Annotated in this window: 7 protein-coding genes; all 7 read left to right on the plus strand. The window is 72.1% G+C overall.

All coding sequences use genetic code 11. The features are described 5' to 3' along the window. The coding region (locus tag A6R01_RS15105; protein WP_292607513.1) for a sortase at nucleotides 1-725 on the plus strand (725 nt) is incomplete at its 5' end. Nucleotides 726-860: 135 nt separating this feature from the next. Beyond that, on the plus strand, nucleotides 861-2,390 hold the full coding sequence (locus A6R01_RS15110; RefSeq protein ID WP_292607515.1) for a substrate-binding domain-containing protein: 1,530 nt from the start codon (nucleotides 861-863) through the stop codon (nucleotides 2,388-2,390). Between the two features lie 103 nt (nucleotides 2,391-2,493). Further along, nucleotides 2,494-3,387: a phosphate ABC transporter ATP-binding protein gene (locus A6R01_RS15115; RefSeq protein ID WP_292607518.1), complete on the plus strand. Its 894-nt coding sequence runs from the start codon at nucleotides 2,494-2,496 to the stop codon at nucleotides 3,385-3,387. A gap of 28 nt (nucleotides 3,388-3,415) precedes the next feature. After that, a complete protein-coding gene (locus tag A6R01_RS15120) occupies nucleotides 3,416-4,162 on the plus strand; it encodes a lytic murein transglycosylase (RefSeq protein ID WP_292607521.1) in 747 nt (248 codons plus the stop codon). A 10-nt stretch (nucleotides 4,163-4,172) separates the two neighbouring features. Further along, entirely contained in the window at nucleotides 4,173-4,811 is a 639-nt protein-coding gene (tsaB, locus tag A6R01_RS15125; RefSeq protein ID WP_292607524.1) for a tRNA (adenosine(37)-N6)-threonylcarbamoyltransferase complex dimerization subunit type 1 TsaB, read from the plus strand. Continuing rightward, nucleotides 4,808-5,278, plus strand: coding sequence for a ribosomal protein S18-alanine N-acetyltransferase (gene rimI, locus A6R01_RS15130; protein WP_292607527.1), 471 nt, complete (start codon nucleotides 4,808-4,810; stop codon nucleotides 5,276-5,278). The genes tsaB and rimI overlap by 4 nt, the downstream gene beginning before the upstream one ends. A 385-nt stretch (nucleotides 5,279-5,663) precedes the next feature. Then, a partial coding sequence (locus tag A6R01_RS15135) for a DUF222 domain-containing protein (RefSeq protein ID WP_292607530.1) occupies nucleotides 5,664-6,319 on the plus strand: 656 nt, incomplete at its 3' end.

Raw genomic sequence — 6,319 nt, forward strand, 5'->3', positions numbered from 1 at the left:
CCCAGGACCTGCTCTACGCGCAGTTCCGCACCGAGATCGCGTCGGCCACCGCGCCGGTCGGACCGGTCGTGCCGGTCGGCGATCCGGTCGCACTGGTCCGCATCCCCGCGCTCGACCTCGAGGAGGTCGTCGTCGAGGGCACCGCCTCCGGCGACCTGCGCGTCGGCCCCGGGCACCAGCGCAACACCGTCCTCCCCGGCCAGGACGGCACCTCGGTCCTGATGGGCCGGGCAGCGATGTACGGCCGGCCCTTCGCCGACCTCACCGACCTCACGCCCGGCGACACCATCGAGGTCGTCGTCGCCCAGGGCACCCGCACCTTCCGGGTGCTCGGGGTCCGGCGCACCGGCGACCCCCTGCCGCAGCCGCGGGAGGCGGGCGTGGCCCGGCTCGTCCTGGCCACCGCCGAAGGCCAGGGCCGGCTTGCCGGGCTCACCCCAGGAGAGGCGGTGTACGTCGACGCCGAGGCCGACGACGCGTTCCCCGCACCGCCGGGGCGACCGGCGGCGATCCCGGAGAGCGAGCAGCTGATGGCCTCCGAGGTCACGGTGCTGCCGCTCCTCGCGACCTGCCTGGCCGCGCTGGTGCTGGCCACGCTGCTGATCGTCTCGGCACGCCAGCGCTGGTCCGCGGTGCTCGTCTGGGTGCTCGCCAGCCCTGTGGTCATCGCCCTGGCCTGGGTCACCACCGACGTGCTCGTCCGACTTCTCCCCAACGTGATGTGACCGGCTCGTGAACCGATCCGCAACGTCCATGCAAGCACCTGACCGGGCGCCTTCCGGCGTCTGACGATCCATCCGCGTCGAGGGTCACCCGGACCCGCGCCGCGAGCTCCACCCCCACCAAGAGAGAGCGAAACCATGAAGGCAAGCAAGACCCTCAGCGGCTCCGTCCTCGGGGTCGTCGCGGCGGTGGCCGCATCGACCCTCGCGCTCGGCGTCCCCTCCGCCTCGGCGGCCCAGGAGGCCTACGACCCGACCTTCACCCCGGTCGCGGCCGACCTGATCGGTGTCGGCTCGGACACCACCGAGATCTCCATGCACTACGTCGCCGAGGGCTTCGACGGCCACCCCGGCTTCAACGACGGCGACACCGGCTTCCGCATCGCCTCCTTCCAGGCCGGCGGCGGCGGTCAGCTGACGTTCCCCCAGGGCACCACCATCGACCGCCCCAACGGCTCGGGTGCCGGCAAGAGCCGCCTGTACGGCGACAACAACGTGGCCGAGATCGACTTCGCTCGGTCCTCCTCGGCGCTGAACACCAACGAGGTCAACGCCGGCCTGCAGGCCTTCCCGTTCGCCGTGGACGGCCTGAAGCTCGCCGTCTCGAACACCGTGCCGTCCAACGCCCCGGCCACCATCTCGGCCGCGGACCTGGTCAAGATCTACGACGGCACCGTCACCAACTGGAGTGAGCTCGGCGGCAGCCCCGGTGTCATCAAGCCGCTGATCCCGCAGGCCGGCTCGGGCACCCGCTCGTTCTTCGTCGCTCAGCTCAAGACCGCCAACAACGGCGTCGACGTGGCGCTGGCCGGCTCGGTCACCGAGGTCCAGGAGCACGACCCTGCCCCGATCCAGGGCGACGCCAACGCGGTCGCGCCGTTCTCCACCGGTCGCGCCAAGGCCGCCGGCAGCGCCATCAAGCTGACCGCGGGCTTCGCGGCCAACCGCGCGCTCTACAACGTGGTCCGCGGCACCGACCTGTCCCGTGCCGACATCCAGGCGGTCTTCGGCCCCGACGGCTTCCTCTGCTCCGATGCCGCCGCCCCGCTCATCGAGGGCTCGGGCTTCCTGCAGCTGGCCCGTGAGGCCAACCAGGGGGCCTGCGGCGTCGCGACCCAGGCCGCGACCAGCAACTTCACGACCAACGAGGTCGCCGAGACCACCACCGACCTGGCCGCCACCAGCCCGTCGGCCGGCAAGGTCACCCTGACCGCCACCCTCGGCTCGACGAGCGGCGTGCCGTCGGGCACCGTCACCTTCACCGAGGGCGAGGACGTCGTCGCCGAGGACGTCGCGATCGTCGCCGGCCAGGCCAAGGTCACCCTCTCGGCGGTCGAGGCCGGCTCGCACACCTACACGGCCACGCTGAACCCGGGTGAGGGCTTCCTCGCCTCCAGCGACGACGCCACCGTCGTCGTGTCCGACGAGGTGGTCATCAAGGCCAAGGCCAAGACCGTCAAGAAGGGCAAGAACGCCAAGGTCAAGGTCACCATCGCCGGCGCCGAGGGCGAGGTCTCGCTGCTCAAGGGCAAGAAGGAGATCGACTCCTCGATGCTGAAGAACGGCAAGGCCACGCTGGTCGCGAAGAAGGTCAAGAAGACCACGAAGTACACCGTGGCCTTCGGTGACCAGACCACGAAGGTCACCGTCAAGGTCAAGAAGAAGTAGCACCCAGTAGCACCCGGCAGCACCCAGCTTCACCGGTGCGGGTGGTCGCTCCCGGGCGACCACTCGCACCACCCCCGCACCAATCAGGAACGAGAGCGCCCCCATGACCAGCCCCACGAGCAGCACCGACGCCACGGCCGTCATCCCCGCCGTACCCGACGACGCGCTCCCGCGGGCTCCGTTCGACCAGCGTCAGGTCGACCAGCGTCCGATCGACCAGCGGCTCGCGGAGCTCGACGCCCGGGAGATCACCGCGTGGTTCGGGGACCGCAAGGTGCTGGACCGGGTCTCGCTGACGATGCCGGCCGGTGCGATCACCGCGCTCATCGGACCGTCCGGGTGCGGCAAGTCGACGTTCCTGCGCATCCTCAACCGGATGCACGAGCTGGTGCCGTCCGCGCAGCTGGCCGGTGAGGTGTGGCTGGACGGCGAGGACATCTACCACCCGGACAAGAAGCTCATCGAGGCGCGTCGCGCGATCGGGATGGTGTTCCAGAAGCCCAACCCGTTCCCCGCGATGTCGATCCGGGAGAACGTGCTGGCCGGCCTCAAGCTGACCGGCACCAAGGCGTCGCGCTCCGAGCGCGACGACCTCGTGGAGTCCTGCCTGACGAAGGGCGGCCTCTGGAACGAGGTGAAGGACCGCCTCGACGCCCCGGGTGGCGGCCTGTCGGGCGGTCAGCAACAGCGGCTGTGCATCGCCCGGTCGCTGGCGGTGAAGCCGCGCGTGCTGCTGATGGACGAGCCCTGCTCGGCGCTGGACCCGACCTCGACCCGCGTCATCGAGGAGACGATGGTTGACCTGGCCCGCGAGGTCACCATCGTGATCGTCACCCACAACATGCAGCAGGCGGCGCGCGTCTCCTCGCAGTGCGCGTTCTTCCTCGCCGCGCACGGCACGCCCGGCGTGATCGTGGAGCACGGCGACACCCGGGCGATGTTCGAGAACCCGCAGGACGAGCGTACCAGCGACTACGTCCACGGCCGGTTCGGCTGATCCGGCCGGCGTACCCCACACTCTCCTCGTGATCTCCGGCCCGCGCGCGATCCTGCTGTTCGCGACGCTCCTGGTGCTCGCGACCGCCGCCGCGTTCGGCCTGTCGCGGCTCTACGCGACGCCGCGCACGCTCGACCTCACCCCGCCGCCGGAGTACGTCGCCGCGCCGGTGCCCGTGACCGCCGACCTGCCCGCCGCGACCCCGGTGTCCGGTCAGCTGGTCGACCAGGACTGGCTGGAGCGGACCGCCCGGCGTACCGGCATCCCGCAGCCCGCGCTCCGGGCGTACGCCGACGCCCAGATCTCGCGGGTCGGCGGCTGCGACCTCGGGTGGACGACCCTGGCCGGCATCGGTTGGGTGGAGTCCCACCACGGCACCATCGACGGCCGCTCGCTGACCGTCGACGGTCGCTCGGAGCCGCCGATCATCGGGGTGGCGCTCGACGGCGTGGGACCGGTCGCGGCGATCCGCTCGACCCCGGAGTCGGCCCAGTGGCACGGCGACCCGGTCTGGGAGCACGCCGTGGGCCCGATGCAGTTCCTGCGCTCCTCGTGGGAGCCGTGGGCTGCCGACGGCGACGGGGACGGCGTGATGGACCCGCACGACCTCGATGACGCTGCGGCGACCGCCGCGCGCTACCTGTGCGCCTCGGGCCAGGACCTCGACTCCGGCTCCACCTGGGCCTCGGCGATCCACAGCTACAACCACGCGCAGGAGTACGTCGACGCCGTGCACGCCGCCGCCACCGCCTACGCCCAGCGGGCCGCCCGCTAACCTCGCTGGCGTGCTGCTCACCCTCGACACCGCGACCCCGCTCGTCACCGTCGCCCTGCACGACGGCTCCGACGTCGTCGCCGAGCACGTCGCCGAGCGGGCGATGAAGCACGGGGAGCAGCTCGCCCCCCTCATCGAGCGCTGCCTGCTCGACGTCGGCGCGGTCCGCCAGGACCTCACCGCCATCGGCGTGGGCGTCGGCCCGGGACCGTTCACCGGCCTGCGCGTCGGCCTGGTCACGGCCCGCACCCTCGCGTTCGTGCTGGAGATCCCCGTCTACGGCGTGTGCTCGCTCGACGTGCTCGCGATCGAGGCCGTCGACACCGGCGCGGTGACCTCCGACTTCGTCGTGGCGACCGATGCGCGGCGCAAGGAGGTCTACCTCGCGACGTACGACGCCGGCGGCGCTCGCCTCGACGGCCCCGCCGTCCTCAAGCCCGCCGACGCCGCCACTGCCTCGCCGGTCGTGGGGGAGGGGGCCGCGCTCTACCCCGACGCGTTCCCGACCGCCGCCGGCCCGACCCGGCCGTCCGCCGGCTGGCTGGCACGCGTGATCACCGAGGAGTGCGCCGAGCTCCTCGACCCCGAGCCGCTCTACCTGCGCCGCCCCGACGCCGTCGAGCCGAGCGCCCGCAAGCAGGTCTCGTGACCCTCGTGGTCCGCCCCGCCGCCGAGGCGGACCTCGACGCCGTCGTCGCTTCCGAGGCCGACAACCTCGGTGCCGACGCCTGGCCGCCCGCCCTCGTCGCGCCCGGGGTGCGCGGCGAGGTGCCGCACGCGCACTACCTCGTCGCCGAGCTCGCCGGTGCGGTCGTCGGGCACGCGGTGGTCTCCGTCGTGGTCGACGTCGCCGAGCTCCAACGCATCGCGGTCTCCACCTCCGCCCGCCGCTGCGGCGTCGCCTCCGCCCTGCTCGAGGAGTGCGTCGCGCTCGCCCGCTCCGGCCGCGCGGACCGGATGCTGCTCGAGGTCCGCGAGGACAACGCCTCCGCCCTCGCCTTCTACGCCGCCCGCGGGTTCACCGAGGTCGACCGGCGCCCGCGCTACTACCGCGACGGCACCACCGCCGTCGTCATGCGCCTGGGCCTCGGCCCCCGCTGCTCGTTCGCTGGTTGAGGTGCGAGGCGCGCCAGCGCTGTCCCATCGCCGGTCGAGGAGGCGCGCCAGCGCCGTCTCGAGACCCCGTACGCCGATAGGCAACCTGCTCCACGGGGCGACTGGAGGGTTCCTCGTGAACCCCTTTCACGGCACGCCCTCCGGTCCCCTCGGACTCGGTGGTCGGGGTGGGTGGGCGCCCGGACGTTCGCGCTGCAGCAGGTCCTGTATTTCTCGAAGCCGTGCTCGCGGTTGGCTTCGATTCCGGTACCTGGCTGCGCGCCGCTCACCCCTTGCGGCAGCTCGAGGTGCTCGCTCGGGTTGCGGCTGGATCGTCCTCCACAGATTGGATCCGGGGCCCGCATCCAGGGTTCCTTTCGAACTGGTGTTCTAGTAGTATCTGGCCATGGCACTCGGGCACCAGGACCACTCGGCACAGGACTCTCCTCCTGTCCCGACCGGTGACCTGCTGACCGCCATCCGCGACCTCGACAAGGCCGCTGACCAGGCCGACCGCGACCGGTTCATCGCGATCGGCGAGTGGGCCGACCGCCACACCACCGGCGCTCTGATGCCCGACCTGTACGGCACGTTCGGGCTGCCCGACGACGACGCGCACACCGAAGCGGAGAACGCGTGGGTGGCCCGGTTCGGGATGCCAGGGGCCGACACCATGCTCGAGCTCGCCGGACCCGGCGCACCTGAGGTGTCGGAGTTCGCCGTCATCGAGTTCGCCGCCGCCCTGGGCAGGTCGACCGACTCCGGGCGGATGCTGCTCTCCGATGCCGTCGAAGCCCGCTACCGGCTGCCCAAGATCTGGCAGCGCCTGCTGGACGGTCAGGTGCAGGTGTGGCGGGTCCGCCGCGTCACCGACCTCACCCGCGCCCTCACTCAGGAGGCCGCGGCGTTCGTCGACGCCCACCTCGCCCACCTCATCCACACCGCCTCCTTCACCACCGTGAAGCGGCTCGTCGCCGAAGCAGCCGCACGCTTCGACCCCGAGGCGACCGAGATGGAAGAGGCCGACACCGCCGCCACCCTCCACGTCACCCTCGACCTCTC

Source organism: Nocardioides sp. REDSEA-S30_B4 (assembly GCF_001627265.1).
GTDB lineage: Bacteria > Actinomycetota > Actinomycetes > Propionibacteriales > Nocardioidaceae > Nocardioides.